The following is a 25,081-nucleotide window of genomic DNA, read 5'->3' as shown; positions in this document are numbered from 1 at the left end:
TAATCTGTTGCCTCATCCACGGGTGCGTAGCTCAGGGGTAGAGCGCTGCTCTTACAAAGCAGATGTCGGCGGTTCGAAACCGTCCGCGCCCACCAGCACAAAGGCCCCCAACCGATCATGGTTGGGGGCCTTTGACATCCACTTCTGACATCAACGGGCGTGGTCACCCACGGTCGGGACCTGCCGCTTCAGCATGCGGTCCAGGTGACTCACGGCCTCGCGCTGCGTGTCCTGGACGACGTGGGCGTAGATGTTCATAGTGACCGCGATCTGACTGTGCCCGAGGATCTCCATCACGACGCGGGGCGGGACGCCGGCGGCGGTCAACAGAGTCGCGCAGCCGTGCCGGGCATCGTGCAGTCGGATCACGCGGAGTCCGGCGGTGCCAGCAACCCGGGTGAACGAGCGGTACAGGTTGCGCGGCTCGATCGGTCGACCGGTCCGGGTGGTGAAGACGTAGCCGGTCTCCTCCCACTTGTCGCCAGCAGCTTCACGCCTGGCAGCCTGCCGCAGTCGTTCCCAGCGGAGCGGGGCGACGCAGAGGGCAGGCAGGGGGAGTGTCTGCTTCCTACGGCGCCCCTTGGGATCGTCCTCGTACGCCTCACCGCGGACACGCTGCCGCTGGGTACGGACCCGGATCTCCCGCTTGTCGAGGTCGACGTTCTCCCACCGCAGGCCGACGATTTCCCCACGACGGAAACCGAGCGCGATGGCGAGGACGAAGGCCGCGTAGAGCGGGTCCTTTCGTGCGGCCGTGAGAAAGGACAGGGTCTCGTCGAGCGACCAGGGCGACAGATCCCGCGCTGTGGCTGAGGGCGGTTCCACGAGGGTGGCCACGTTCCGCATGACGAGCTCTTCCCGGCAGGCAGCAGTCAGAGCGGTGCGGAGAACTCGGTGCGACTCCTTGGCGGTCGCCGCGGTGCTCTGCTGCTCCAGGCGGACGAGGAAGCGCCGGACGTCGGCAACGCTCAGCGATTCGAGACGCTTGGACCCGAGCATGGGCACGAGGTAGAGCCGGACGTGCGTCTCGTACTTGGCGTACGTCGTGCGCTTGCGGCGCGGCTTGACGATGTTGTCCAGCCAGTACGGCAGCCACTCGGAGATCTTGGCCGACCGTGTGGGCACGGGCACGCCCTGGTCCACTTTGCCGAGCAGGTCACGGCGTTTGGTGTCGCACTCGGCCCAGGTCTTGCCGTAGGCGAACTTGCGGGCGCGGGTGCCGTCCGGCTGGAGGACGTAGACCGCGGCTTGGAAGCGGCCGTCTTTGCGCTTGGTGATGGTGCCTGCGCCGTTGGGGTTGCGCTTGCGCTGGGGAGGCATCAGGTGGCTTCCTCGATCTCGTGGACGATGAAGTCCCGCACGGCATCGGCGGGGATGCGCCGGGACCGGCCGATGGTGATCGAGGTCAGTCGACGGGAGCGGATCAGGTCGTAGACCGTGGAGCGTCCGAGCTTGAGCCGCGCCATGACCTCGGGCACGGTGAGCAGTTCGGCGGTGGCGGTGGTCATGCTGCGGCTCCTTCCGGGTCGGGTGTGACGGAGGCGGCGAGCCATTCCTCGCCGCGGGTGAGTCCGGTTCCGGCGAAGTTCCAGTGGGCGAGGACGAGGGTGGTGTCGTCGCTGTCCGGATCGGCCGGCGCGGGGGTTTGGTCACCGTGGGCGATGGCGGCCTGGAGGCGTCGCCACTCGGCACGGGCGGTGCGCAGAGCGCCGAGGGTGGTGGAGTAACGACGGGTCTTCGTGGAGAAGTGGCCGCGGAAGCCGAGCATGTGCGCCCAGGCCCGCAGCCGGAGGTCTGCCAGGTCTTTGCGTGAGCCGAGAGCCCAGGCGGTGCGGATCATCTGGCGGGCGTGGTCGGTGAGGGTCATCTGGGCGAGTTCGGCGAGGAACTTCAGGGGGCGGTCGAGGGTGCCGGTCGCGGTCTCTGCTCCTTTGGTGGCGTACTTCGCGATGTAGGCGGCAACGGCTCGTTCGGTGAGTTCGGTGTTGCCGTCGAAGTCGGCGGAGCGGATGGGGCGGATGTCGAGCTGGCGGCCGAAGGCGAAGGTATGGATGCGGCCGCCGACGAGAGGGCCGGGCACGTCCGTGGCTGTGGCAGCGGCGCGGATGGCGTCGGCGAGGAGTTCGGGAGTGGCCCAGGCCGGGGGCGGGGTGTCTCCGCCGTCGGGGCCGTCGAGGCGGATCACGGCGTGGAAATGGATGGAGCCGCGGCGTTGGTACTCGGCGACTTTGGCGAAGGAGACGCGGGCGTGGTCGGCGAAGTCGCGTTGGGTGAGCCCAGCGCGCTTGGCGACCTCCCGGCGCAGGTAGATGGAGAACCGTGCCCAGATCTTGGAGGCGTGCGCGTTCCACAGCACGGCCGCTTCGTAGTCATACGAGCCAGGGGCAAGCGGGGTGCCTAACTGGGGTGCGTCGTCGGGGTGCTGGGTCCCGCAGCGGCAGCGCCCTTTGGCGGGTTGGTTGTGGACGGGACCGAAGCTGGGGGCGGTGAAGGTGGCGAAGACGCGGGGGTGGGTGGCGACGCGTTCGGGGGTGCCTTTGCCGCCTCGGAGTCCGGCGGTGATGAGCTGGTAGGTGTCGCGCCGGTAGGTCTCCGCGCAGGCCGGGCAGCGGGTGGTCCGGCGGTTGTTGCAGCGGACCAGGAGGTTCCCGGCGGGCAGGTCCGAGGAGTGGAGCTCGGACAGGATTTCGCCGGTGGCGGGGTGGATGTCGGTGCGTTGGCCGTCGAGGCGGATGGGGGTGGTGCAGCCGCCGAGGCCGCGCAGTTGGCGCATGAGGCCGGGCATGGTGCCCAGGCTGGCGAGGAAGGCGAGTTCGCCCACCGGGGGCGGTGTGGTCGTCGTGGTCACTGTGGAGTCCTCCTCTCAAAACGCGGAGGCCGGGACACCGGGCCGGAAGGGGCGCGGTGTCCCGGCGGCGGGGTCAGCGGTGGGTGAAGGCGGCGGTGGCCGCGGTGTCGAGGAGGGTGCGCAGGGGCGGGGTGGTGCCAGTGCCGTGGCAGGTGCGGCAGTGGGCGGTGATGGTGCGCCGGTTGCCGTTGCGGTCGCGGCCTCCGAGGGTGATGGCGGCGGAGGCGAAGCCGTCGCAGGCGGGGCAGATGCGCACGCGGGCAGGGGTGGGCTGGGCCATGATGGGTGTTCTCCTTTTCGGTCCTTGGGTCGGGAAGGGGCAGGGCTCTCCGGGCGGCGGATGCTTGGCGGTTGAGGCCGCCCGGAGGGCCGGTTAGCGGCTGGGCGGGTTGTTGAGCAGGGAGCGCAGGACGACGGCGCAGACGGCGACCGAGGCGCCGGTGATGGCGACGGCGAGCAGCAGCGAGACCAGGACCGCGCCGACGACGAGCACGACGGCAGCGCCACCGCCAACGGCGGCGAGGACACCGGCCGGGGACAGCCGCACAGCAGGGCCGCTAGCAGCCGGAGCGAGGGGCGCCGGGGCGGTGTGCTGGCAGGCGCAGGCCGCGGTGTGGTGCTGGTCGACCGAGGCCCGGGCGGGGGCGGCGGTGGTGATGAGCGGGGTGACGATGCCGGTAGGCAGCGGGTTGACCGGGATGCGGGGGCGGATCATGACGTGTTCTCCTTCCGGGCGGGCTACTTGACGGCGGTGTCGATGACGGGGGACAGCAGGCTGTCGGCGAGGAGGTAGCCGCCGAGGAGGAGCACGGCGACGAGCCAGGCAGGGGGCCGGAAGAGCTTGATCCCGAGCCAGCCGACGACGATCAGGGCGAGCCACAGAGGGACGTCCACGGGGATCAGTCCTTTCGGTCAGCGGGTGCGGCAGCGGTGGGTGCGGGCGGCGAGCTGTGCGGCGGGTTGGCTGGAGTAGTCGGCGGACCAGCCGCAGTCGTCGTTGGAGCAGACAGCGGCGTGCTTGGTGCGGCCGTGACGGTCGCGGTGGGTGCCGATCTGCACAGGGCCGATCCGCATCACGGAGTGGAAGAAGTCACGGGCAGCCATCAGAGGTCTCCTTGTCAGGCGAGGTGGGTGGCGAGCTGGTCGGCCATCGGGCCGGGCAGGCCGAGGCGGTCGCGCAGGGTGTCCGCGTCGATCGGGTGGCCAGTCGCAGAGCGGTGGGCATCGGCGAGCTTGCGGGCGTGGTCGACCAGCGCGGGCGGAACATCCGGCGGCGGGGCGGGCAGAGCCGGGACCGACGGGGCAGTCTCGACCGCATCGGGGAGCGGCTCAGGTTCCGGGGCCGGATCGGCCGGCACAAATTCCGGAGTGACCGAGACCGCGGGCGCGGGCTCAGCGGGAGTGTCCGGCTGGGTGGGTGGGGTGTGGACGAGGAGGGTTCCGCCGAGGAAGGCGAGGGCGGGCCATCCGGCGACGAGGATGCGGAGCCAGGCAGGGACGTTGGTCAGGTCGAGGAGTCCAGCGGTGGCGACGTTCGCGCCGAGGGATGCGGCGAGTGCGACGGCGAACCAAGTCCATGCGGCGCGGGTCGGCTCCCCGGTGCTGCGGAGGATGCGCAGGCGCCGCCAGGCCGCGACGAGCAGCAAGTCCACCGAGATCGGATAGGCCCAGGCCTTCCAGCCGTCTTGTCCGGCCGCTGCGGCGATGTCGTGCAGGTGGGCGAAGGACAGGGCACCGGCGATCACGGCTTGCACGAGGACGGCGTCCGGGCGGATCGAGCGGGTCATGTCTTCACCTCCTTCGCTGGGGTGTTGGGGCCGGGGCCGGGCGGGGAATCGAGTCCGCCGCCCGGTCCTGGCGTGGATCTACTCGGGGCATAGCGGGGGTAGGGACCTGGCGCGGAGGCGGTCGCGCCGACCGAGGGTGCGAGGAGAGGTCAGGCGGCGGCGGGGGTGCTGGCCGGGGCCGGGATCTTGACCAGGGACACGTGCGGCAGGACCGGCCGGAACGCGGCGAGTCCGTCGAGTGCCGGCGTGCGGTGAGCGTGGGTGTTGCAGGCGTTCACGGCCTGGCGGAGCGTCGTGAACGGGGTGCGGATGCGGACCCAGCCGCCGGAGGAGTCACCGGCCACGGCCATGCCGGGGCGTTCGATGGGGATCTGTGTGGTTGCCACGACGGCATCGGGGGAGATGTCACCGAACGCCATCTTGGCGGAGGCTTCATCGTTGACCCGGTGCGAGACGCGGCCGGTCAGCTGGGCCCGGAGCATGGTGATGCCGTCACCGAGTTCGGCGCCGAATCGCTGCCCGCAGATCTCCACATAGATCCCCGCGGCACGGCCGAGCTGGACCAGGCGGACCAGGGCGGTGATGATCCGCTCACGCCGCTTCTTCTCCGCCGAGGTAGAGAACAGGGCGAGTTCCGCCACCTCGTCGACGAGCAGGACGACCGGGACCGGCCGCAGATGATCCCGGAGTCCCCAGATGTCGGCGGTGATCTCCCCGTCCGGGGTGTCCGCACTGATCCGCTGTTCGCGACGGATCACCTGATAGGTGTCGGCCATCCGCACAACGAGCGCTTCCAGCAGCTCGGCCGCATCGTCAGGGTTGTCGGCCAGGGCAGAGAACCGGCGGGCGAGCGGGGCAAGTTCGACTCCTTCCTTGCAATCGATGCCGACCAGAGCGACATGGAGCGGTGCGAGTTCCTTGACCAACTGGCGTTGGTAGACGGACTTCCCGGACTTGGTGGCCCCGAGGTTCAGGGCGTGCGGAACCTCCTGGTAGTCGCGGTAGTGGACCTCTCCGTCCTCCCGCAGTGCGACCGGGACACGCAGCCCTTCCCGTTCGAGCTTCGCGGGCATCTGGACCCGGTTGAGGACGTCGTAGCCGGTCATCCGTAACTCGATGACACCGGACTTGAGTTCACGGGCGGTGATGCCCTGCATGGCGAAGGAGTGCCGCAGCCGGTCCGTGGACGCTGCGAAGTCGAACGCGTCCTGACCGGGCCGCATCTTCAGCCGCAGCACCAGCCCGGTACGGGTCGGCCGCATCCGCAGAATCCGCGGAAGACGGGAGTTCGGAGCGGGGCGACCAGCCATCCTGGCAAGCGTGAGCCGCAGCCGGGACGGCGGAACGGTCAGCCCGCACGCATCCATGACCGACGCGTACCGGAAGGCCACCCGCACCAGCGCGAACAGGATGCCGAACGTCATCCAGTACCAGGCCGGACGCTGCCACCGCAGAACCAGCACGGCGGCGACCAGGAGCACACCCACGATCAGGAGCGCTGTCCCCGACATGGCGATCAGGCCTTGGTCGTGGACGGGGTGACCAGGGCGACGGCACGGAACGCGATACCGAAGCGCTTCTCACCGTTGAACGTGTTCTCCCAGTCACGGGCCTTGAGACCCACGACCTTGATCGGCATCCCCAGCGTGACACCGGCCGGGACGCCCGTCTCCGGGATCGAGACGGTGTAGAGGTTCGCCTCACCGTCATCCGCGATGGTCAGGCCGACCGTCATCATCTTGGCCTTCGTCTCGCGGTCGACCGCGATCTCACCCGTCTCCTTGTTGATCACCTTGTGCTTCGGCTCCACCGCGACGAACACAACGGCGGTCGACAGATCAATCTTGAAGGACGACATTGCCCACTCCTTGAGTCAGAGCCCACGGCACGCAAGGATGAGCATCCTCGCTGTCCTAGGACTGCGGTGCTGACTCAAGAGTGCGGCACAGTCCTGGGACTGTCAATGTCCTAGGACTGTGTTTGACTGAGACTGTCGAAAAGGAGAAGCCGTGGCACCGAAGTGGCGTGAGCTGGCGGATCGGCTGGCTGAGCGGATCAAGAGTGGCGAGTACAGCCCTGGCCAGCAGCTCCCTCACATCCGCGACCTCGTGGAGGCGGGCGAGGGGTCTAAGTCCACGGTGCACGCCGCGTACAAGGCGTTGGAAGCCGAGGGACTCGTGACGTCATCGCGTGGTCACGGCACGGTGGTTCGTCAGCAAACGCCGTTGAAGCGGCTCGGTATTGCTCGGTACGACAAGGCCAAATGGCGTGACGGCGACGAAGTCGCGTTCATCGCGGACCGTGTGGCATCGGGCCGCGCCTACCGTCGCAACGAGCAAACCCAGACGGTCGGCTGTGTGCCGGCGTCGCCCCTCGTTGCTGAGAAGCTGGGTGTGTCGCCTGACTCCGAGGTCTACTCCCGCGCCCGCCTGGTGAAGGAGGGGGAGCAGCCCACGCACACTCTGACCAGCTACTACCGTCCCGAACACGTGGAAGGGACGCGGCTCGTCGACCCGACCCCCGGACCGGCCGGCAAGGGCGGGGGGTACAAGGTGCTGTACGACGCGGGATACGAGATCGACCACATGAAGGAGTCTCTGTTCGCGCGTGTTCCAACGCCCGAAGAGGCGAAGCTCCTCCAACTGCCGTCAGGCGAACCCGTCATGGAGCTGCACCGGACCACGTACACAGAAGACGGGACCGTGGTCGAGTTCGCCGTAGGCGTCCACGCGGCCTCACGGTTCGCGTGGGAGTACGACTTCAAGGTTCCGGACTCGGCACAGTCGAAGGCAGACGGCGAATGACTCTGCCGGACGCAGTCACGAAGGACGCCCAACTCCTCTGGGAGTACCAGCTCATGGGCCACAGTCCGCGCCGGTGCTCCGTCGCAATCGGTCTGGGCAGTCACGACCTGGGCGTAGCCGACGTGACCGCTGAGATGTACCGGCAGGGGATGGCGCCGCTCGTCGTCTTCACAGGAGCCACGAGCCGGACTACCCGCGAGCGGATGCCGCGCGGCGAGGCCGAGCACTACCGCATGCGCGCCATCGAGTTGGGTGTTCCGAGCGATGCCATCCTCGTGGAACCGCAGGCGCGGAACACCGGGGAGAACATTCGCTTCTCGCGCGCACTGCTGGAGGAGCAAGGCGTCCCCGTGTCGTCCGTGCTGTTGGTGAGCAAGCCGTACGAGGAGCGTCGGGCCTATGCCACGGCGCGCAAGCTGTGGCCTGACGTCAAGTTCGTCAGTGCGTCAGCGCCCATGACCTTGGCGGACTACGTCGACTCCATCGGCGATGCCCACCTAGTCGTTGACATGCTGGTCGGTGCGCTTCAGCGCCTGCTGATCTATCCGGCTCAGGGCTTCATGATCAGTCAGCAGGTTCCTCAGGACGTCCTGGATGCCTACGAGCGCTTGTGTGCGCAGGGGTTCACGAGTCGGCTCATTCCTGATGCCGCTCAGACGGAGTGAGTAAAAACCTTCTCTACGGGTTCAAGGCGCCGCGCAAGCGCGGCGCGCGCCGCAGCCCCCAGCCGGGGGCTGCCTCTGTCTCCGCCCCGGCTGCCCCCGGCCGGACGGCGGCGCACCGAGTGCGACACCAGCCCGAGAGAATCGGCCGGCAATGGGGCGGGGAACCCGGTGTGGCTGGGGCGGTCGGCTCCACGGCTTTAGCCACCTCCCCGATTCGGGTCCCGCGTCGAGCAAGACCAGGGGGCCACTCGTTCAAATTCCGGGCAGGATCACAGCCTGCCCGAGTAGCCAGCCAGCGTACGGCCCCCTGATCATGCTCGACCCCAAGCCGGGCAGGACACCGGCCAAACCCGCTCCACCGACCTCTCGTCCGATGTACGTTCTCGGCATGCCCGTGGCCCTGCACGGTGCCCGGGAAGGCAAATATGAGACTGCAGACACCCCGTTTGGGATGAGAGGGAACCGATGGCAGAAATCATCCTTCCTGGGTTTGGCGTTATGGCCTACAGGAGTTTTGGTGATCAAATGCAATTTAGTGGCCCCCTAGGGTCGGTAACTCTTCTTGCGGGGCAAAACAATTCTGGAAAATCGAATTTCCTGAGACTGCTGGCCAAGGTGGCATCAGGCAGACATGAACTTGAAGAGCTCGACAACCATCGTGGAGGCGGGGCTAGTTGCCGCTATGCAGTCGCTATTGACTGGAGTAAACAGATTGCCCCCATTTTGGAAGAGAAGAGCTGGCATTCTGACGTAAGAACAGCCATGGAGAAGATTTTCCACCATCCCGCCATCGAGAGGGATGGGCTCAGTTGGATCTCCTACGAACTAAGCGGTTCCCTACCCTTGGAGCAGTTTGATCCTGTCATTTCCACTCTAGGTAATAGCGATATCCTGCGTACGTTGCAGCTCATGCAGCATTCGTCGTACTCGCCAGGGTCGGAGATTCAAGCAGGAAGACAGAATCTCCAAACAATTTTGCGTACGGTTCTTCCCGATCGTCCTTGGCTAAGTCGAGGCTCCGTGGTAACAATCGAAGCGTTTCGGCAAATTAAGGAACTGTCAGATACGGACGCCCCAGAGGGAACCCCGGAAGGTTTGGGACTCCTCCCGCGCTTGCAGCGATTGCAAAACCCCCCAGCTTCGACGCACGACAGAGATACGGAGAGGTTCCAGGCCGTCAATAGGTTCGTGAAGACTATTTTGGACGACGAGACGGCACGCCTCGAAGTGCAACATGATGCTCGTACGCTAAACGTGCATCACGGGGGCAGAATCCTTCCGCTGGAAAACCTTGGAACGGGTGTCCATCAGGTCATCATCCTGGCGGTTGCTGCCACGGTTAATGAGAATGCAATTGTATGCGTGGAAGAGCCTGAGGTTCACCTGCACCCGATCTATCAAAGGAAATTCATCCGCTACTTGGCGAGCGAGACGAACAATCAATATCTAATTGCCACACACTCTGCTCACCTGCTCGATCATCAGTCAGCAACTGTTCTTCATGTCCGCCATAACGGGCAGAATTCGACGCTGGACCCCGCGGTATCACCTGCCGAGCTCTCAGGAGTCTGTGCAGATCTCGGCTATCGACCGTCGGACCTTCTTCAAACAAACGCAGTGATCTGGGTGGAAGGACCATCCGATAGGATCTATCTTAATCACTGGATCAGGCAGGCTAGGCCTGGCCTAATTGAAGGCTTGCATTATTCGCTTATGTTCTATGGTGGCGGCCTTTTGAATAACCTGTCTGCTGCGGATGAGGAAGTGAGAGACTTCATTGAGCTTAGGCGTCTTAATAGGTATATGAGCATCGTAATCGATAGCGACAAGAGGAGCTATCAGGCCAAGCTGAACGAAACGAAAAGGCGCGTTCAGGCGGAGTTCGATAAGGATGCTGAAGACGGATTCGTCTGGGTCACCGACGGATATACAATTGAGAATTATGTACCGCCGGATATCCTCAGGGAAGTAGTGGCAGAAATCCACCCCAAGGCGACTCAGGAGTGGAGCGGGGATAAATGGCAGAACCCCTTGATCCTGAAGAATCGGTCAGGGGCGGCGCAAAGTCCAGACAAAAATAGAATTGCTCGTATCGTTTGTGAAAGGTGGGCCGACCCGCCTCCGGCAAATTCGAAATTGGCCCAAATGGTTATGCGATGCGTCTCCTTCATTGAGGTGGCGAATCGAACCTCTTCGAATCCGGTCAAGTGATACCGGCCGTGCTGGCCACGTTCCCTAACCGTTGCTGGACCATAGCCCCGTGTGGACACGTCGACAGCCCTCAGGGGCCGCTGTGCCGATGGTTCGCATCGAGGCGGTCAGCGGACACGGCCCCACGTTGACCGACGCATGCCATGCGACTACCGCAACGGTGGGGTCAGGCTTCTGCCAGTCAGGGTTCGTACGGTTGCCAGCGGCAGGGAGCTGCAAACAAGGAGGAGTAGTCGGTGCCAACGATGGGAAGCGGTGGCGGTCGTGGACAAGCCGACTTCAACGGTAAGGCCCGACGGCTCTTAGCCCAGCGTGCGGCGTTTCGCTGCTCGAACCCGAGATGCGGGGCGCTCACGATCGGGCCGGGCATCGGTTCGGAAGATGTCACCGATACGGGCACAGCCGCTCACATCTTTGCCGCTGCGGAACGAGGACCCCGGGGGGCCGGCGGTCTGTCGGATGCAGAGCGATCCCACATCTCGAATGGGATTTGGCTATGTGCGACATGTGGTCGCTTAGTCGATGCGAATTCAGGTGACGCATTTTCTGGATCGCTACTCCGGAGCTGGAAGGACCTCCACGAACACCGCACTCGCCTGGAGCAGGGTGGACAAGCCCAGCCCTTCGGCTGGGTCCAGACCCTGGAAGTTGTCAGTCACTACCTCCTGATGCCCGGCGTGCTACGTCTTTCAAAGCTTAACCTTCTCTTCGGAATGAATGATTCGGGTAAGACGAAACTTCTGCACCTACTGCGAGCGCTCAGTTCGCCACACTTACTGATGGAGAATCCAGCAGATTTGTCGTGCGCCATCACTTGGTTCGATCCGGAACTTCGGAAGGCGCTGGTGGATGTCCGGGGTCGGTGGCTGGAGTACCGGGTTGATGGCCGGCGGGTGGCACTTCCTCCTCGCCCGTACAGGGTTCTTTCGTTCGGATCCGAGGCCTACGATCGACGCGCTTTCCTTTTTAGTGGACCCTCGGTCTCGGGAATTTCTAAATTCCTCGAAGTCGATCGCTGGACCGCGCGAACTGTAATCGCCAACATGCCTGTTCTGCTGCCCGATGTGATGTCCGATGTGACTTTCTATGGGGATGACGTCAAGGTTTCATATCGGAAAGGGGTGTTCGGAGGGCAAGATCTTGGGCAGGTAGCCGTGTGGTTCTACGCGCTAGCTGTCTTTTCGGAACTGCAAGCGCGAGCGGAGCCAACAATCCTTGTGTTGGATGAGCCATTCGTTCACCTACACGCCGTAGCGCAACGGCATGTGCTGGAGCTGTTCGAGTCGGCGACGTGGACTTTCCAGGTCATCCTGGCTGAGCACAGTCTGACCGCCTACGAGCGTCGGCATAACGGCTGGAGCGCCACGGTGCTGGTACCTGTAGGGGAGCACCGGTCCCGCATCTCCCAGGAGGATGCGGACCTGGAACGCATTGGAGGCGGCTGAGCGGTTACGCGGAGGTCGCGCCGCGGTCGTTGGCTGGCATGGCGGACTCGGCGGTCTCCACGCCATCAAGCGGACCATGTGGAGGTGCGGTCAGGCCACAAGAGTGTCCTTGCGGGGTACCACCTCCCACGGGTGGCTGGCGCCGCCTGGCCCGACTCAGTCGTTCAGATTCCACCGAACTCGTGCAGCAGGGTTTCGCGTCCTGGTTTTATTTGCTGGGATACCAAGTCTCTAAATGGGGGTAGGTTCCGCTTTGGACGCAGCATTAGCAGGGCTTCTCGGTGCTACCGTAGGTGCCGTTTCCGGTTTCTCCGGTGCATGGTTGGCCCAACGAGGGCAACTACGCATCCAACGAGAGCAGCGCCAACATGAATTAGCCGTGCGCTGGTTGGACGATAAGCGCCACCTCTACCGCGATCTATTGTTGGCTGTATTCGGATGGCACGATGCACTTGTTTCAATCATGCAAGATAAGGCCGACGGCACCTTGCACGACGTCCGGTCATCGGCATACAAGCTCGGTGTGGAGATCGACCTCATAGCGTCAGAGTCAGTGCGCATGGCAGCCGTGCGCATGCGGAGGAATCTACTTAAGGCCCAGGGCCCGATCTTGCACGCTGAGCGAGTTGATGCTGATGCCGCGCTGAAGGACGTCATGGCAGCCGCAGATGCCTTCGAGGAAGCCGTACGAGTTGAGCTCGCACCGCCCATTCACCGTTGACCTTTGGAAGTGCACCGGCTACCCAGCCCGTGCCATCACGTGCCCGGAGGGGTGGGGAGGCGCGGAGTGCGCACCGAGGGGTCAGGCCTCGCGTCGAACTGTCAGCAGTGCGGTTCGTATCGTGATCGTGTGCGCAACGAGAGACACGATGAGCCGCTTTCCGGAGAGGAGTTGGAGCTCTTCCTCCAGTTCCTTACATCGGTTCGCGAGGCATGAGCTCGATCTCTTCGCCCTCATGGAGGTTGGCGACCCCGAGCACCCCGCCTATGTGAGCATCGGGAGGGACCCACAGCCAGGCGTCGCCCCGTCGGCATACCGCCGGCCGTAGGGCGGCTGCGCGAGGGATCTGACATCCATCGCTGACATCAACGGCGGTGGATTGCGGCGGTCGTGCCCGGCCTCTCACGGTGCGGGCAGCCTTGGGAACGCAAGAGAGTGCGGCCGTCCGGTCGAACTTACAAAGCAGATGTCGGCGGTTCGAAACCGTCCGCGCCCACCATGGATAGTCGCAGGTGAGAGCCTGTCTCGGCCCTCTGGTCCACACGGATCAGGGGGCCGTTTCCATGATCGGGGCCACATAGGGGCCACATCGCCACGGAATCGTTGCCGTCCGTCACTCGTTCGAGGGGATGGATTCGGTGCCTCAGACACGTAAGCTGCACGGCATGGGAGGGGCAGGCGTGTCTCCCCACACGCGCCTGACACGCGCCTCCCAAATTCTGTGGTGACTGGGCGGGGAGGCCCGGCACACAGGAGCAAGGCCCCCACCGGTTATGTCGGTGGGGGCCTTCTGCTGTCCAACGTAAACCGCCTCGCACCCAGTTGGGTGCGAGGCGGGGCGTCTTGACCGAGTCATGACGCCTAACGGCGCAATGAGGTGGACACGCGAACACCTCTGCACCGCCTTGGAGTCGCCACCTTTCGATGGCGACCGCTCAGGGTTACGTGTCATAGGCATATACCGCAAGGTGTAGGTTCTGCCCTACATACTTTCGATCATGGAGGGCAGAGCGTTGACGTGTGCCGCGCTCCATCCCCCCACCCGCCTGGGTCATCACCCGCCGCCGGGCCATCGGAGACCGCATTCGTACCGCGCGCCATGCCGCCGGCCTCACTCAAGAGGAGACGGCGTTACGCATCGGCATGGACCGGTCCACGTACAACCGCATCGAAATGGGCCACAGTGCCGCGCTCATCGACTCGTTGATCCTCATTGCTGACGCCCTCGGTGTGGACCTAGCCGACCTCGTCCGGACGTAGCCCTGCCCGTGACCGATCGGCGCGGCCACGGGCAGGGAGCTCAGCGTTCGCGCTGCCGGGCGGCGAGGCGCTGCTCACGGGTGCGCTGTAACCAGATCAGGTTGTCGAGGACCGTGTCCCCTGACGGCTCCTGCGGCGGCCGACTGTCGCTCACTTCTTGCCCTCCCGCTCCGCAGCCTTGTAGGCGGTGCGAAGGCGGTCCGCAGCCGCACAGTTCGTCCCGGAGCGGCACGGCTGGCACTTCTGGGTGTGCTTGATGTACGCCCGGTACGTGGCCTGCACGCGTGGGGAGATGGGTGGCGTCGTCATGGTCGGCTCCATGTCGCGGGGACAGTGACCACATGGTGAACCCACGTAAAGGCCCCAACTACCACGAGTTGATGGTAGTTGGGGCCAATGTTTCACTCAGTGTTATACGCCCAGCCAGGACCCGAAGCTGAGGAACGAATCGGGAAGCTGCCGCTTCGCAGCCTCGAGCCCGTCGTACGTCTCCCGGACCGTCTGGTGGTACCGCGCCTGCTGCGGCGCCGCCCGCCGCGCGCGCACCAGATTGGCGAACGCGTCCTCGAGTTGTCCGTTCCACATTTGCGCTCGAGCCAGCTCCGCATAGTGGTGGGACTGCCGGGACACCGGCCAGCTCTTCGGCATGACCACCGCCCGGCCGATCTGTGCGGCCTGCCCGTACTCGTCCAGCTCGGCGAGCACGCTGACCCTGTGCACGGCCACGTTCGTCGGGCCGAAGCTCAACCAGTGCACATCCGATGCGTCGCCCGTGGACTTCGCGATCCGGTCCGCTTCCTCGAGGTGGCCGTCAGCTGCGTCACGGTCTTTCGCTCGAGCAGCCATCACCGCGGCCCCAAGGTGCAGCTGCCCGACGAGGACATCCCGCTCCCGGCCGGCGTCCGCCTGCTCGAGAGTGGACAGCCCCCGCCGGATCAGCCGGTCCCCGGTGCGGTACTGGCCCGCGCGCAGGTAGGTGAGGGCGCGCATGTACCGGTACATGCCGCCGACCACCGCACCGGATCCGCGCTCGGCTGCCCACTCCATGCGGGACAGGGCGATCGTCGCCAGATCCGGGTAGCCCAGCTTCGACGTGACGTCGTACGCGGTGCGGTAGTACGACGCGAGGAGCAGCCACCCTGCGGTGGTGTCCTCGAGGTGGGCGGCGGTCGTCTGCTCGAGGATGAGGCCCGGCAGTTGTCCGGCGGTCCGCTTGATTTCGCCAGCACGGACCGCGACGAGGAGCCCTTGCGCGTCGTCCTCGAGGAGCTGCCCGGGGCGGGGCGCAATGTCGGGGTCGGCTCCAAGGTCATACACATCGAGGGCTTCGCGGATCGGCTGGATCAGTATGTCCAGCTCATCGGACCGGAGTTCCGTGGTGTACGGCTGGCCGGTGACGGTCGCTACTTCCACGCGCAGGGCTCGAGCGACGGACGCGATCAGTCGCGGGGACGCAGGCAAGGTGCCCTGCTCGGTCTTCGTGAGGGTGGAGTACGGGATCTGGGCGAGGTCGCAGAGGGCCCGTTGGGTGAGGTGGCGCTCGGCACGTAGCCGCTTGATGCGTGCGCCGGTGTGGTCATGGGGCAGAGCGTGCATACTGAACTCCGTTCTGACTCGACACCAGAACGGTACCCGCCGGCCGCGGCATGGGTACCCCCGATGGCCCCGTGATCCTCCAGGACGGCGGGGCCATCGCCATACCCCGGACACGACGAAAGCGCCCCCCGTCCGACCCCGAAGGGCCGGACAGGGGGCGTAGTGATCAGACCCCAGTTCGGTTGAACTCCGACACCCGATCCGGCGGCGCCGGCGGCTCGATCCGGTTGACCCGCATCTGTGTCGTCAGATCGCTGACGTACCCGGCGAACGAGCGGACGAGGGACCGAAGGGAACGAAGTTCTTCCTTCGTCTCGGCCAACTCCTCCTGCATGTCGTCCCGGATCGCCTTGAACGCCGCCAGGTCAGCGGCCCGTTGGTTCGGTTCCGTTTGGATCGAGGCCGCCGTGCGGCTGCCCCGGTACGTCAGCCAGCCCGTGACGATGACCCCCAGCACCGTCAGGCAGGCGCCACCTATGTTCATCCACCCGTTCAAGCCGGGCCCCTCTCTACTGCCCCCTCAGCAGCCGGGCGCCGACCACCGCCGCCGGGAGGGACGCGCGACGCGCACCAGATCACGCCGCAGTGCGACGTGATGTACCACAGGAAAATGAAGACGCCCCGCGGGTAGTGCCCGGACAGCGCCGCCCATCCGTACACGAAAGCCCACAGCGACGGGGGCACGGACGCGGCCAGGAACCCGAACCGGTCCTGCCCGAAGCGCACCCACGCCGAGCCGAAGGTGACCGTGCCCGCGAGGATCCACACCCACGCCCAACAGTGCAGCGGAGCAAAGTCCGTCAGCAACTCCAGGCCCTGGAGCGCCGGGGGTTCCACGATGAGGCCGACGCCCCAGCAGACTTTCCCGATGCCCATGAAGAACAGGAACCGGCCGCGGCGGCCCAGATGGGCGTTGACCCGCCGGACCACCGCAGCCACCATCAGACGCCTGCCGCAGTCGACGCGCTGTTCTTGTCGCCGACCACCTTGGCGAACAGGCCCTTCAGCAGGGATCCCACCGCGGCGATACCCGCCGCGCCGACGGTCTCCCAGAACGACGCGGAGAACATCGACGCCGGGCCGGCCGCGAGAGCGACCGCCGCAGCCGCAGCGAGGAACGTCCAGACGACGCGCTCGGCCAGGTCCTTGGCGTAGGTGCTGGCGGTCTTGCCGACGTCGCCGAGGGGCGGGAGAGAGATGTCAGACATGGTCAGGACTCCTTGTTTTCCAGCGCGGTCATGCGCTTTTCCAGAGCGGTGATCCGCTCCGAATCTGTGGGCTTCGGCGGCATCGGGGTGGGTGTCGGCTTCGGTGCGGGCGTCGACGGGGACCAGGACGCGGCGTGCCTCAGCCGCTCGGCCACGTCCTTGCGGAACTGGCCCGGCGTGAAGTCGAAGCGACCGCGGGCGCCGTATCCCTCCACGGGGCCCTTCGGGTCGATCTTTCCCTCCACGGACGTTTCCTTGTGGCAGCCGCAGGACTCTGCAGACCAGCCGAACTCGCGGCAGAACGCGGCGTTGATGCGGACCCAGGCGTCGTACTGCGCCCGCGGGTAGACGTCCTTGCCGTTGCCGAGGTTCTCCGTCTCGATGCCGTAGGAGACGTCGTTCCCGTCGACGGTGCCCGACGCCTTCGACGGGGCCGGGTGCGTGGACGACTCGTTGAGGAACGAGGTGTACGCGTTCTTCGCCATCGGCCCGGCATGGTTCGCGCGACCTGCGCTGCACATCGTGGCCAGGCCTGACTTTGCGAGGTGGATGTGGGCGAGCGGGCCGGGCAAGCCGGCCACGCCGTTCTTCGCGACGACCGCCAACGAGTTGGATCCGGCGGTGTGGTGGTTGAGCACCATGTGGACGGGGCCGAACGGCCTGCCGGTCGCGGCGTCCCGGCCGCGGGTGCGCCAGTCGGGGTACTCGGCAGTCTTCACCCCCTCCGCCTTCAGGATGGCGAGGAGTCTGCTCGCGGTCAGTGGTGCAGCCATCAGGTCTCCAGACATGCAGAAAGCCCCGGCCAGCAGGCACGGGGCAACGTGATCAGGGGAAGGTCAGAGTTCGAGGAGCCCGGTCACCCACAGATTCCCGCCACTGGCCACGAGGGTCGCCGGGTCGACAGCCGCGGTGCCCGCCGCGCCCTTGTAGAGGTAGATCCGAGACAGGGCCAGGCCGACAGACGCACCGCACCGCAGCCCCGCCTTGGCGTAATACTCGTCCGGTGTGACCTGCAACGACGACACCCGGACAGCCCCGACAGAGTGCGTGATCTCCAGGTGGTCCGGGTGCTGGATAACCCCGGTCACCCCCGACGGGGCGTGCGCCGCGTCGTCGATCAGCTGCCACCCCGCCCCGGTGTTCCGCAGAGCGCAGGAGATCACCGCCAGCCGCGGCCCCGCCTCAGTCGCCAGTATGTGCGTGCCCATTCAGACCACCTCATAGATTGTGGCGACGAGCGACGTATACACGCCGGTCAGCCGCATGCCAGTCGGCACCGTGAACGTCAATTTCAGCGTGTGGGACCCGGCCGCAGCCAAGATCACCCGATAGCTCTGCGCCGCCGTCATACGGTCCGACGCGTTGCCCGGCCCCTGCTGGAATGTGGCGTACCGCGACTCGCCGACCCCGTCGACGTTCAGCCGGCCAGACCCGAGAGTCGTCGTCGCCACGGTGATGTCGTAGTCGAAGGAGCAGTTCACGACGGCGGTCGCGTTGGCCGTCGTCGTGTTGAACGTGACGCTGCAGCTGGTGACGTCCGCGTCGGTGAGCGGGCCGTCCTGCGTGGTCGTGCCCACCGCCTCATACGTGACCGGCTGGACCCGGTTGAGCTGCCCGGCCGTCACTTTCTGGCCCGCAAGGAAGGGCATGCGTACCTCCTAAAGCGCGGCGCGCATCGGATGGGTGAGAGACAGGGACGTTCCGGCCGTCTGCGCCTTGGTGATCCCGTTGACGGACCGGGTCACGGTGAACAACTGCGGGTTGACCACGTTGAAGTTGTCGAAGCGGACCTGTGCGGACACGTTGGTGTTCGCGGTGTCCGAGACGGCCCGGCACCCGACGGACAGGGCATCGGTGTGCACGGAGTCTGTGCCCATCGCCTGCCACGTGGTGGGCTCCGTGCTTGTGGTCGCCCAGACTTTCGCGCGGAGCTCGGTGTCCTCCATCTGGAACCGCAGCCGGTAGAACGTGCCCGCTACGTGGGTCAGGGCCGTGGTGAACGTGCCGAGCTGGGTGTCGACTCCGGCCACCCGCTTGCGCACCGACAGGATCACGGCCTGCGCGGTCGTGAACTCGATCCGGGCCATGTAGTAGTCGTTGGAGCTCGCGTACCGGCAGACGGACATGCCGTACAGGCTGCCGCCGGTCGCCAGGGCGCTCGTTGCGACGTCGACGTACACGTCGGTGTCAGCCAGCGGCGACGTGATCCGCATGATCCGGGACGCATTGGTCGAGGTCAGCGTCATGATCCCGTAGTTGGACGCCACGGAGAAGTCCGATGCCGATCCGAAGCCGATTGACCAGGCACCGCCCACATCGGCCGTGCCCCAACTGCTCGCCGCGGTCCGGCCGAACGCGTCCTTCACGGGGCTGGTGATCGCGGTGACCGTGACCACCTCACCGCCCGCGGTCACGTCGAACGGGAACTCGGACGGCTGCCCGGCGGTGGTAATCCACGTCGGGCCATCCGTCACGTGGACCGGCCACACCGTGTCCGACTCCGTGACCGCCGCAGCGAGCTCCGACCCGTCCGTGTCCGCACGGCCGAGGACCGAATCCTCCAGGACGCCCACCGTCCACGGGCCGGCCGGGGAGCAGGTCAGGTAGAGGTCCCACGTCAGCGGCCCGAAATCGTCCTCCATCCCGTCGACCATCAGGTCATACGGGCCCGCAGGAAGGTGCGGCGGTGTGTTCTCGATGCGCACCACATCGCCCTCAACCAGGCGTGTCACCGCCGGAATCAGCTCGGGATTCCTGTGGAGCATGACGTGGATTCGCGGGTACCGGGCCTCATCCCACGTGCCCAGCGACATCAGCCACGCGGCGATCTGCTCCGGCTGCGTGTCCTCGTACAGCGACAGCGTCACCGCGTCGTCGTACGTACCGACCCCAAACGGAGGCGGCTGCACCGACAGCGGCCCCGATTCGAGGACAACGCGCGCCGACGAACCGTTCTCCCGCGTCACCGTCACGTCGTTGCGGACGGTGTCGTCTTCGACCGGCTCGAACGGCTGCGTGAGATCCGCGTAGTCCAGGACCAGCGCGGGCGCCTGGTTGTAGAGGGTGTGCCGGCCCCGGTACGCCAGCGCGAGCTGGTAGCGGTCCTCGAAGAGAATCCCACCGTCTGACTCGGCCACGTCCTCCAACAGGGCGGGGAGGGTGTCCGAGCGCTGCGGACCCATGCGGGTCGTGTCCGCGCGGTCGCCGAAGTACGTGAGCTCCACGCCCTGCTCGTCCGTGAGGCGGATCGCGCGGGTCCCGGCCACCTCTCCGTCGAACCCGTGGTCGGCGAAGTCGTATGCGCCCGGGTTGTACGTCTCGAACACACTGAGGTGCCCGAAGCTCATGCCCTGGAGCAGCGGCCCGAACTGGCTCTCCACGCTGGTGACGTGCCCCGCTGTGCCCGCGTACACGGTCGGGGTGGACACGCCGCCTTCCCCGATCGTGACCCAGCCGACGCGGGCCGTGACGTTGCCGCCCGACGTCTGCGTAGAGATCTTCAGCCGGTTCCACGCACCGGTGAACCCAGGGGCGGTGGTGCTGCTCGAAAACAGTTCGTCCCCGGCCGCGTTCTGCCCGACCAAGCGCACGTTGTTCGTCTGGATCTGCACCAGGATGCGGGGCGCGATCCCGGTGGTGCGGATCAGGAACATCGTCGTCAGGGACGCGGGCATCTCGTCCAGCTTGTAGACCAGCTCAACTTGCCACTGGCCGTCCGCACCCGGGCGGACGCCACCGAAGAACCGGGCATCCTCCGTGAGAACCGGCAGGGCATCCGACCCCGACAGGGTGCCGTCCGAACCGAAGTCGAAGCCCGACAGGCGCAGCGGCGCCACGTTCCTGATCGGGGAATACGCCTGCGTCGCCGACCGGCCCTCCTCCAGCGGCCAGTACGCCAGCGGCCCGTACGACGGGATGCGGCGGCGCAACGTCGACTGCAACGAGTTGCGGCCAGCGGTGAGGCGGCGCAGTAGCCCGGACGCCTCGATCGGGGCGGTGATGTTGTGCCCCGAGACGTGCCAGCGTGGCGGCCACTCGGACACCTCGGTCACGCACCGCACCCACCGGTCCGTGATCTCCGAGGCCCCCTCCAGGGCCCACATACGGCCGGCAGCATCCGTGAACCCGGTTGCCCCGATCGTCTGCGCCGCAAAGTTCGGGTTGGCGACGACTGTGCCGCCGATCCCTGACCGGACCTCAGCCGAGTAGAACGCCCCGGTGGGCGCCGACAGGCCGTTGAGGACGTTCATCACGTACAGAGACGCGGTGCCGCTGAAGATGCTCGTTGTCCCGGCGGTGACGATGGGCGCACCGAGCTGCGTCCACGGGCCTGCCATGGTGGGGGCGGTGTAGTAGACGACGGTGTGCCCGGACGCCCCGTTGTTGACGTCCAGGGTCGCGCGGACGGCGAGGCGCCCTGACGCGGGGATGGGGAGCATCACGGTGGACTGCGCACCGAGGAGCGTTGCGGTGGTGCCACCGCTGGTGTGGTAGAGCCACAGGCGCCGGTTGTACGTGAACAGGAGCCACGACAGCTGGGTGTTGGCGCCCCACTTCCCCATGAGGTCCATACCCGCGGGGACGGCCCAGTCTTCGATCTGTGCGTCGACACGGACATCGAGGTCCCCGGTGATGTCGAGGGCTGCAATGTCCGGGGTGGCTGCCCGGTCGTTGGTGCCGCCGTATCCGCGCAGGATGGTGTCCCCTCCGGCGGTGCTGAGCCGGAGGGGGGTGTTGCGGCCGAGGAGCCCGAAGTACGGGGAGAGGGGGTTCCGGTTGGAGTACAGGCCGTTCGGCGAGTTGAGGACGAGGCCAACGGACGCAGGGTCGGCGCGGGCGCCCTGTGAGCGTCGCCCGCGCGAGTGCCGGACCTTGGACGCCTTCCGCACGTCGGCGGTGACGTCCGTCCACACCCCACCGATCTTGAGTTCCGCCCGCAGGTCAGGTACTGACACGCCTATCGCCTCTTCCCGAATGCGGTCTGAACGTCGCCGCCGCCCTTGACGTCGACGGCCTTACGGATTTCGCCGACGAGGAAGTCGGAGTACCGGGACCCGTCGGAGCGGAGCTCTAGAACCACGCGCCCGCCGCCTGCCGTGCTGCCGCCGCCTCCGGCCATGGCCATGCCGGGGAGGCCGCCGGTGATGCCACCGAGCTGCGACCGGAGGGCCGGAATCTGGCTGGCGATGCCGCCCATGAGGCCGCCCATGAGGGACTGGCCGGCCGGGATGAGGAGCTTCTTGTCGACCTCCTCGGGGCCTTTCCAGTCGGGGATCATGCTGGTGAGGTTCGACAGGGTGCTCTGTACGGACGGGATCATCGACTTGATGCCGCTGATGAGGCCCTGGACGATGGCCCGGCCGATGCCGTTCAGGATCTGCCCCGGGGACGGGATCGCGCTCTTGATGCGCCCGGGGAGCGCGCGTACGTAGGCGATCGCGTCGGCGACGCCCTTTGCTACCGCCCGGACGAGGCGCCCGCCCGCGTCCTTTGCGTGCTGGCCGACGATTCCGGCGAATTCGCGAAGGTAGGCGCCGGCCCGCGGGAGCAGATTGGAGAGGACACGGAGCGCGTCCTCCTTGAAATTGTTGACGATCGTTTTGGCGTGCTCCATGGCGCCGGAGAAGTCGCCTTGCAGGAGGGCGGCGATTCCCTTGATGGCGGGGATGACGTAGTGGGTGACGAGGTCTGATAGGGCGGTGAGGGCGCTCGAAACGATGATGATCAGGCCGACGAGGATCGGGCCGATCACGGGGAGCAGCTGGCCCAGAATCGTTGCGGCCAGGCTCAGTACCTGGGCAGTCAGCGGCGCCATAGCAATAGCCATTTCGGCGATTTTGATTGCTGCATCAGCCAGATAGGGGGCCATTTCGGCGAGGATTTGGGTCAGTTGTGGCCCGAGTTCCTCTACCAGCTGCACAAAGGGCGGTAGAAGGTCGGTCAGAATTGGCACCAAAGCTTCGAAAAGCGGCACCAGCTGAGTGGACAAATTCGCTGCAATTTGCTCAATGACGGGGGCAAGGGCAACGAATACCGCGGAAAGCGCATCGAAAAGGGGGACGAGTGCGGGCAGGATAGCGACGATCAGATCCGCCGCAAGATCGACGATGGGAAGGAAAGCGACCACGAGAGATCCCGCGGCACCGGCCAGGGAAACCAGCACAGGGCCGAGGGCAGTCAGGATGCGGCTCAGCCCGTCGCCGAGGACACGGATCAGCTGCTGCGCGGGCCCAGCCAGTTTCGCGAACACCTGCGCGATGATCACGACCGCCTTGGACAGCAGCGGTGCCGCGACCTTCCCGAGGGTGCTCATCGTCTGGAACAGGCCCTTAAGCCCCGCCTGGACCTCCGGGGACGCAAACGCCTTCGCGAGCGACCCGGTGATGTCCTGGAGGACTCCGATGAACCCGCCGCCGCTGGTCTGGGCAGCCTTGAACACCGATCCGAGGATCTTGAAGACGTTGCCGGCGACCTTGCCCAACTGCCCGATCAGGTCGATGGCCTGCTCGATCGCAGCCTCGATCCGCCCCGACTTGAACGCCGCGGTGAACTGCTCCGAGAACCGGTCGAATGCCTTCCCCGCAGCCTTCGTCAGACGAGAGAACGCGGGCGCCGCCGCGGCGGCTACCTGAGTCAGCCCGGTGACCAGCTGGCCGGGAATGCGGGACAGGTTGTGGAGTCCGTTCGTGGCGCCCTTCAGCGCCGTACCCAACGTCCCGTCCTTCGACAGGCTGATGGCCGCCTGGCCGACGCCCTTGCCCATCTTGTTGAGCGCGTCAGCGCTGCTCAGCAGGGCCTTGCGGAGCACGGGGAGGGTGCTGGTCGACATGCCCTTGAGGACCTTGTCGAAGCCCTTGAACATCCTTTCCTGGACGTCCTGCTGCAGCTTCTTGAACTCCGGGGCGAGCTTCTTCACCTCCAGCGCGAACGCCCGCGCCGACGGCGACAGCTTCGCCAGGGCCTTCTCAAATTCGGCTGCCTTCTCCGGGTCCAGCGCCGCCTTCATCGCGTCGTCGACCCCGGTCATGCCGAGCTTCACCGTTGCGGTGGCCAACTTCAGGGCGAGCATGGCCGAGACACCCAGCGCCGCGGCCGGCGCAATGTTCGCCAGCGTGGCCACCAGCCCGGCGGCAAGCGGGGCCGCAGCCCCGAGCATGGCCCCCATCTTGCCGATGGACGCGGCCACACCCCCCAGCGAGCTGGCCATCCCACCGAGACGGCCGAGAGTGCCGGCGAACCGGTTGCCCTCCCGGTCGCTGTCACCGAGGTTCTCGCCCATGCGCTGCATGGCCTCGTTGAACCGGTGGTGGAGCTCTCGGAGGTTGGACTCCACGTCGCGGCGGAACCCCCGCATGCGCAGCTGTGCGTTGGCGAGTCCGCGGCGCATCCCGGAATCGTCGGCGCGGATCATGCCGACGAGATCGCCAATGACGAGGGCCACAGCGGATCACCCCTTGTTCAGTTGTGGAGGGCGGAACGGATCTGCTCGGGGTCGTCGACGATCGTCAGCTCGTCCCCGGCGACGCGGCGGAACACTGCTTCGGGAGAGAGGCCGTTGAGGTACGTCCAGAAGGTGCGGCGGGTCAGCTGCGCGATGCCGCGCGGCGTGAGACCGTACTCCCGCCTGAAGTCCGCTTCGACTGCCCACCAGTGCTCGCGGACGGCCTTCTCCGTGCGGCTCGGTTCTGGCCGCTTGGAGCTTTTCCCTCAGCAGCACTCTGCTGGGCAACCGCCTCGAACGCCTCCGCGAAGGACATGTCTGTGCCGGAGGCCTGCGCCATCCCCCACGTCAGGACTGTGAGGAGCTCCCGGTACCCCATGCCGGCATCGACCCAGGACCCGAAGATGTCCGGGCCGAACAGCATGGAGACGAGCTCTTCCACGTCCTCGCGGGCCGAGGACGACGACAGCTCCTGGAGACGCTCCTCGAACCCGAACGGCACGTCGCGGGGGACGTCGACCTCCACACCGCGGATGACTTCTGTGCGGGCGCCGGACACCTCGGCCCAGTACGCGTCCCAGGTCGGGGAGTCGGTGGTCTTGCGTGTTGTCACGCCTTCACCGCCGTCGTGTTCGGGCCGGAGCGGGTCACGGTGCAGCTCCACGACACCTTGTCGTTGTTGCCGCCGCCCTCGTCGCTGAGCTGGTACGTAGCCTGCGGCCACACCTCCCACGTGGTGTCACCAGGCGCGGCCATGCGGAACCCGATGAGGGAGTCGTCACCGAGGCGTTCGGACTGTGCCTCCACGAGGGCCTGACCGGAGTCGAGGGCCCCGGTGTCGGGGTCCTTCAGCCGGAATCCTTCGAGGGTGATCGTCTTACCGATCTGCATGTTCTGGCCCTCGGCCTGACCGTCGGACCCGAACGTGGTGGTGTCGGCGGTCTCGTACTCGCGTCCCTTGGAGAACGTGTTGATGGCCGTGGGGCCGATCGCGACCCACGTGCCGGGGTTCGCGAAGTCCTCGATCTCGAATTCCACATCGCGGGCGTTGTACTTGATGGGCGCCATTGCTGCCTCCGGGCATGCAGAAGGGCC

At 66.3% G+C, this 25,081-nt stretch carries 28 protein-coding genes and 1 tRNA gene; 7 read left to right on the top strand and 22 right to left on the bottom strand.

Annotation, left to right across the window (positions count from 1 at the left end):
* Positions 1-20 precede the first annotated feature (20 nt).
* A tRNA-Val gene (locus tag ACFW9O_RS17960) sits at positions 21-95 on the top strand.
* A gap of 55 nt (positions 96-150) precedes the next feature.
* Here ACFW9O_RS17960 and ACFW9O_RS17955 read toward each other — a convergent pair.
* The 10 genes from ACFW9O_RS17955 to ACFW9O_RS17910 all read right to left on the bottom strand — a co-directional run bounded on the left by ACFW9O_RS17955 (position 151) and on the right by ACFW9O_RS17910 (position 6,493).
* The gene (locus tag ACFW9O_RS17955) at positions 151-1,320 is read right to left on the bottom strand and encodes a tyrosine-type recombinase/integrase (RefSeq protein ID WP_384610387.1); all 1,170 of its coding nucleotides are present in this window, start codon (positions 1,318-1,320) and stop codon (positions 151-153) included.
* Positions 1,320-1,508, bottom strand: coding sequence for a helix-turn-helix domain-containing protein (locus tag ACFW9O_RS17950; protein WP_384610385.1), 189 nt, complete (start codon positions 1,506-1,508; stop codon positions 1,320-1,322). Before ACFW9O_RS17950 ends, ACFW9O_RS17955 begins: the two co-directional genes overlap by 1 nt.
* On the bottom strand, positions 1,505-2,785 hold the full coding sequence (locus ACFW9O_RS17945) for a replication initiator (protein ID WP_384610406.1): 1,281 nt from the start codon (positions 2,783-2,785) through the stop codon (positions 1,505-1,507). The genes ACFW9O_RS17950 and ACFW9O_RS17945 overlap by 4 nt, the downstream gene beginning before the upstream one ends.
* Positions 2,786-2,921: 136 nt before the next feature.
* Positions 2,922-3,128: a hypothetical protein gene (locus ACFW9O_RS17940; protein ID WP_384610383.1), complete on the bottom strand. Its 207-nt coding sequence runs from the start codon at positions 3,126-3,128 to the stop codon at positions 2,922-2,924.
* Positions 3,129-3,221: 93 nt separating this feature from the next.
* Positions 3,222-3,563, bottom strand: coding sequence for a SpdD-like protein (locus tag ACFW9O_RS17935; protein ID WP_384610381.1), 342 nt, complete (start codon positions 3,561-3,563; stop codon positions 3,222-3,224).
* Between the two features lie 23 nt (positions 3,564-3,586).
* On the bottom strand, positions 3,587-3,742 hold the full coding sequence (locus ACFW9O_RS17930; RefSeq protein WP_383800322.1) for a hypothetical protein: 156 nt from the start codon (positions 3,740-3,742) through the stop codon (positions 3,587-3,589).
* A gap of 18 nt (positions 3,743-3,760) precedes the next feature.
* Complete coding sequence (locus tag ACFW9O_RS17925; protein ID WP_384610380.1) at positions 3,761-3,952, bottom strand: mobile element transfer protein; 192 nt, start codon at positions 3,950-3,952, stop codon at positions 3,761-3,763.
* Positions 3,953-3,966: 14 nt separating this feature from the next.
* Positions 3,967-4,635 (bottom strand): DUF2637 domain-containing protein, encoded by a 669-nt coding sequence (locus ACFW9O_RS17920; protein WP_384610378.1) that lies wholly within the window; start codon positions 4,633-4,635, stop codon positions 3,967-3,969.
* Between the two features lie 149 nt (positions 4,636-4,784).
* Entirely contained in the window at positions 4,785-6,146 is a 1,362-nt protein-coding gene (locus tag ACFW9O_RS17915) for an FtsK/SpoIIIE domain-containing protein (protein ID WP_384610377.1), read from the bottom strand.
* A gap of 5 nt (positions 6,147-6,151) precedes the next feature.
* Positions 6,152-6,493 (bottom strand): hypothetical protein, encoded by a 342-nt coding sequence (locus ACFW9O_RS17910; RefSeq protein WP_384610376.1) that lies wholly within the window; start codon positions 6,491-6,493, stop codon positions 6,152-6,154.
* Positions 6,494-6,644: 151 nt separating this feature from the next.
* Here ACFW9O_RS17910 and ACFW9O_RS17905 point away from each other — a divergent pair, with 151 nt between their 5' ends.
* From ACFW9O_RS17905 to ACFW9O_RS17880, 6 genes are all read left to right on the top strand, one after another.
* Positions 6,645-7,439: a GntR family transcriptional regulator gene (locus ACFW9O_RS17905; RefSeq protein ID WP_384610374.1), complete on the top strand. Its 795-nt coding sequence runs from the start codon at positions 6,645-6,647 to the stop codon at positions 7,437-7,439.
* Complete coding sequence (locus ACFW9O_RS17900) at positions 7,436-8,104, top strand: YdcF family protein (RefSeq protein WP_384610373.1); 669 nt, start codon at positions 7,436-7,438, stop codon at positions 8,102-8,104. The genes ACFW9O_RS17905 and ACFW9O_RS17900 overlap by 4 nt, the downstream gene beginning before the upstream one ends.
* A 465-nt stretch (positions 8,105-8,569) precedes the next feature.
* Positions 8,570-10,315 carry an AAA family ATPase gene (locus ACFW9O_RS17895; protein WP_384610372.1) on the top strand — a complete coding sequence of 582 codons (1,746 nt, stop codon included), beginning with the start codon at positions 8,570-8,572 and terminating at the stop codon, positions 10,313-10,315.
* A gap of 779 nt (positions 10,316-11,094) precedes the next feature.
* Positions 11,095-11,760 carry an AAA family ATPase gene (locus ACFW9O_RS17890; RefSeq protein WP_384610370.1) on the top strand — a complete coding sequence of 222 codons (666 nt, stop codon included), beginning with the start codon at positions 11,095-11,097 and terminating at the stop codon, positions 11,758-11,760.
* A gap of 379 nt (positions 11,761-12,139) precedes the next feature.
* On the top strand, positions 12,140-12,481 hold the full coding sequence (locus ACFW9O_RS17885; RefSeq protein ID WP_384610369.1) for a hypothetical protein: 342 nt from the start codon (positions 12,140-12,142) through the stop codon (positions 12,479-12,481).
* Between the two features lie 1,020 nt (positions 12,482-13,501).
* Positions 13,502-13,741: a helix-turn-helix domain-containing protein gene (locus ACFW9O_RS17880; protein ID WP_384610367.1), complete on the top strand. Its 240-nt coding sequence runs from the start codon at positions 13,502-13,504 to the stop codon at positions 13,739-13,741.
* Positions 13,742-13,891: 150 nt separating this feature from the next.
* Here ACFW9O_RS17880 and ACFW9O_RS17875 read toward each other — a convergent pair whose 3' ends face one another.
* The 12 genes from ACFW9O_RS17875 to ACFW9O_RS17820 form a co-directional block, all read right to left on the bottom strand.
* The gene (locus tag ACFW9O_RS17875; RefSeq protein ID WP_384610366.1) at positions 13,892-14,050 is read right to left on the bottom strand and encodes a hypothetical protein; all 159 of its coding nucleotides are present in this window, start codon (positions 14,048-14,050) and stop codon (positions 13,892-13,894) included.
* 102 nt (positions 14,051-14,152) lie between these two features.
* Positions 14,153-15,337 carry a helix-turn-helix domain-containing protein gene (locus ACFW9O_RS17870; protein WP_384610365.1) on the bottom strand — a complete coding sequence of 395 codons (1,185 nt, stop codon included), beginning with the start codon at positions 15,335-15,337 and terminating at the stop codon, positions 14,153-14,155.
* 166 nt (positions 15,338-15,503) lie between these two features.
* A complete protein-coding gene (locus tag ACFW9O_RS17865) occupies positions 15,504-15,821 on the bottom strand; it encodes a hypothetical protein (protein ID WP_384610363.1) in 318 nt (105 codons plus the stop codon).
* 8 nt (positions 15,822-15,829) lie between these two features.
* Entirely contained in the window at positions 15,830-16,279 is a 450-nt protein-coding gene (locus ACFW9O_RS17860) for a hypothetical protein (protein WP_384610361.1), read from the bottom strand.
* Positions 16,279-16,545, bottom strand: coding sequence for a hypothetical protein (locus ACFW9O_RS17855; protein WP_384610360.1), 267 nt, complete (start codon positions 16,543-16,545; stop codon positions 16,279-16,281). The genes ACFW9O_RS17860 and ACFW9O_RS17855 overlap by 1 nt, the downstream gene beginning before the upstream one ends.
* Positions 16,546-16,547: 2 nt before the next feature.
* The gene (locus ACFW9O_RS17850; RefSeq protein WP_384610358.1) at positions 16,548-17,318 is read right to left on the bottom strand and encodes an N-acetylmuramoyl-L-alanine amidase; all 771 of its coding nucleotides are present in this window, start codon (positions 17,316-17,318) and stop codon (positions 16,548-16,550) included.
* 63 nt (positions 17,319-17,381) lie between these two features.
* A complete protein-coding gene (locus ACFW9O_RS17845; RefSeq protein ID WP_384610356.1) occupies positions 17,382-17,753 on the bottom strand; it encodes a hypothetical protein in 372 nt (123 codons plus the stop codon).
* Complete coding sequence (locus ACFW9O_RS17840) at positions 17,754-18,194, bottom strand: hypothetical protein (RefSeq protein WP_384610354.1); 441 nt, start codon at positions 18,192-18,194, stop codon at positions 17,754-17,756.
* Positions 18,195-18,203: 9 nt separating this feature from the next.
* A complete protein-coding gene (locus ACFW9O_RS17835; RefSeq protein ID WP_384610353.1) occupies positions 18,204-21,500 on the bottom strand; it encodes a hypothetical protein in 3,297 nt (1,098 codons plus the stop codon).
* 2 nt (positions 21,501-21,502) lie between these two features.
* Positions 21,503-23,986: a hypothetical protein gene (locus tag ACFW9O_RS17830; RefSeq protein WP_384610351.1), complete on the bottom strand. Its 2,484-nt coding sequence runs from the start codon at positions 23,984-23,986 to the stop codon at positions 21,503-21,505.
* A 142-nt stretch (positions 23,987-24,128) separates the two neighbouring features.
* On the bottom strand, positions 24,129-24,599 hold the full coding sequence (locus ACFW9O_RS17825; RefSeq protein WP_384610349.1) for a hypothetical protein: 471 nt from the start codon (positions 24,597-24,599) through the stop codon (positions 24,129-24,131).
* On the bottom strand, positions 24,596-25,054 hold the full coding sequence (locus tag ACFW9O_RS17820) for a phage tail tube protein (protein ID WP_384610347.1): 459 nt from the start codon (positions 25,052-25,054) through the stop codon (positions 24,596-24,598). The genes ACFW9O_RS17825 and ACFW9O_RS17820 overlap by 4 nt, the downstream gene beginning before the upstream one ends.
* Positions 25,055-25,081 lie beyond the last annotated feature (27 nt).

Origin of the sequence: Streptomyces sp. NPDC059499 (assembly GCF_042749285.1) — a bacterium.
In the GTDB taxonomy this organism is placed as follows: domain Bacteria; phylum Actinomycetota; class Actinomycetes; order Streptomycetales; family Streptomycetaceae; genus Streptomyces.
The sequence above is the reverse complement of the archived record's forward strand: the minus strand, read 5'-3'. Positions and strand labels throughout refer to the sequence as shown.

Bases quoted from the DNA above. Each gene is read 5' to 3' on its own strand.
- ACFW9O_RS17820 (WP_384610347.1), bottom strand. From the start codon at position 25,054: ATGGCGCCCATCAAGTACAACGCCCGCGATGTGGAATTCGAGATCGAG.
- ACFW9O_RS17865 (WP_384610363.1), bottom strand. From the start codon at position 15,821: ATGAACATAGGTGGCGCCTGCCTGACGGTGCTGGGGGTCATCGTCACG.
- ACFW9O_RS17945 (WP_384610406.1), bottom strand. From the start codon at position 2,785: ATGCCCGGCCTCATGCGCCAACTGCGCGGCCTCGGCGGCTGCACCACC.
- ACFW9O_RS17875 (WP_384610366.1), bottom strand. From the start codon at position 14,050: ATGACGACGCCACCCATCTCCCCACGCGTGCAGGCCACGTACCGGGCG.
- ACFW9O_RS17940 (WP_384610383.1), bottom strand. From the start codon at position 3,128: ATGGCCCAGCCCACCCCTGCCCGCGTGCGCATCTGCCCCGCCTGCGAC.
- ACFW9O_RS17845 (WP_384610356.1), bottom strand. From the start codon at position 17,753: ATGGGCACGCACATACTGGCGACTGAGGCGGGGCCGCGGCTGGCGGTG.
- ACFW9O_RS17950 (WP_384610385.1), bottom strand. From the start codon at position 1,508: ATGACCACCGCCACCGCCGAACTGCTCACCGTGCCCGAGGTCATGGCG.
- ACFW9O_RS17920 (WP_384610378.1), bottom strand. From the start codon at position 4,635: ATGACCCGCTCGATCCGCCCGGACGCCGTCCTCGTGCAAGCCGTGATC.
- ACFW9O_RS17860 (WP_384610361.1), bottom strand. From the start codon at position 16,279: ATGGTGGCTGCGGTGGTCCGGCGGGTCAACGCCCATCTGGGCCGCCGC.
- ACFW9O_RS17895 (WP_384610372.1), top strand. From the start codon at position 8,570: ATGGCAGAAATCATCCTTCCTGGGTTTGGCGTTATGGCCTACAGGAGT.
- ACFW9O_RS17890 (WP_384610370.1), top strand. From the start codon at position 11,095: ATGGAGAATCCAGCAGATTTGTCGTGCGCCATCACTTGGTTCGATCCG.
- ACFW9O_RS17840 (WP_384610354.1), bottom strand. From the start codon at position 18,194: ATGCCCTTCCTTGCGGGCCAGAAAGTGACGGCCGGGCAGCTCAACCGG.
- ACFW9O_RS17925 (WP_384610380.1), bottom strand. From the start codon at position 3,952: ATGGCTGCCCGTGACTTCTTCCACTCCGTGATGCGGATCGGCCCTGTG.
- ACFW9O_RS17870 (WP_384610365.1), bottom strand. From the start codon at position 15,337: ATGCACGCTCTGCCCCATGACCACACCGGCGCACGCATCAAGCGGCTA.
- ACFW9O_RS17910 (WP_384610376.1), bottom strand. From the start codon at position 6,493: ATGTCGTCCTTCAAGATTGATCTGTCGACCGCCGTTGTGTTCGTCGCG.
- ACFW9O_RS17900 (WP_384610373.1), top strand. From the start codon at position 7,436: ATGACTCTGCCGGACGCAGTCACGAAGGACGCCCAACTCCTCTGGGAG.
- ACFW9O_RS17850 (WP_384610358.1), bottom strand. From the start codon at position 17,318: ATGGCTGCACCACTGACCGCGAGCAGACTCCTCGCCATCCTGAAGGCG.
- ACFW9O_RS17855 (WP_384610360.1), bottom strand. From the start codon at position 16,545: ATGTCTGACATCTCTCTCCCGCCCCTCGGCGACGTCGGCAAGACCGCC.
- ACFW9O_RS17935 (WP_384610381.1), bottom strand. From the start codon at position 3,563: ATGATCCGCCCCCGCATCCCGGTCAACCCGCTGCCTACCGGCATCGTC.
- ACFW9O_RS17955 (WP_384610387.1), bottom strand. From the start codon at position 1,320: ATGCCTCCCCAGCGCAAGCGCAACCCCAACGGCGCAGGCACCATCACC.
- ACFW9O_RS17915 (WP_384610377.1), bottom strand. From the start codon at position 6,146: ATGTCGGGGACAGCGCTCCTGATCGTGGGTGTGCTCCTGGTCGCCGCC.